This is a genomic window from Pseudodesulfovibrio pelocollis (assembly GCF_030282845.1).
GTDB classification, from domain to species: Bacteria; Desulfobacterota; Desulfovibrionia; order Desulfovibrionales; family Desulfovibrionaceae; genus Pseudodesulfovibrio; species Pseudodesulfovibrio pelocollis.
The window spans coordinates 1-584 of record NZ_JASTWE010000127.1; the positions used below are offsets into that span (position 1 = coordinate 1).

2 protein-coding genes are annotated in these 584 nt (G+C 68.8%); both read left to right on the plus strand.

Features of this window, described 5'->3' with window-relative positions; genetic code table 11:
• Positions 1-31: 31 nt before the first annotated feature.
• Positions 32-406, plus strand: coding sequence for a hypothetical protein (locus QQS14_RS16525; RefSeq protein ID WP_285908115.1), 375 nt, complete (start codon positions 32-34; stop codon positions 404-406).
• Positions 403-584 (plus strand): hypothetical protein (locus tag QQS14_RS16530; RefSeq protein WP_285908116.1); only part of this gene is annotated, 182 nt, incomplete at its 3' end. The genes QQS14_RS16525 and QQS14_RS16530, both read left to right, overlap by 4 nt.

The following is a 584-nucleotide window of genomic DNA, read 5'->3' on the forward strand; positions in this document are numbered from 1 at the left end:
TCACCTACGTGGTGCGCAAGAGGACCAAATAATGATCGACGTATCCGACGTGCTGGACGATCCCGACTTCCGGGTGGAGTTCATCGTGACTCGCTCGGTGGAGACGGTCAACGCCCAGGGCATGACCGTGCTGACCGGCACGGACCTGCCCATGAGCGGCGTAATCCTGCCCGCCACGGACAGGCAGCTTAATCGGCTGCCCGAGGCGGACCGGTCCAGCGAGGTGGTGGCCGTGTACACGAGCCAGCCCCTGACGCCCGGTACGCCGACCCTGGCCCCGGACGTGGTCCACTGGCGCGGCGGGCAGTTCCAGGTGGTGCAGGTGCAGGACTGGCTGCAGACCGGCGGGGTCTGCATAGCCCTGGCCGCCGCCACGGACATGCGCGGCAGGGAGATAAATACATGACCACCAGCAGCGCCAGCGGCGGATACCTGACCCCGGCAACAGCCCCGCTGACCCAGGACCAGCTGGTGGCCGTGCTGCACGGCGCGGTGTCCGGCATCACCGGGCTGGCCGCCGAGCTGATCCGCCCGCGCTGGCAGCCCAGGCCGCCCAAGCAGCCGGACCACGATGTGACCTGGTG

What these genes read in the sequence shown, in the direction of transcription:
- QQS14_RS16525 (WP_285908115.1), top strand. Translation starts at nt 32, where the DNA reads ATGATCGACGTATCCGACGTGCTGGACGATCCCGACTTCCGGGTGGAG.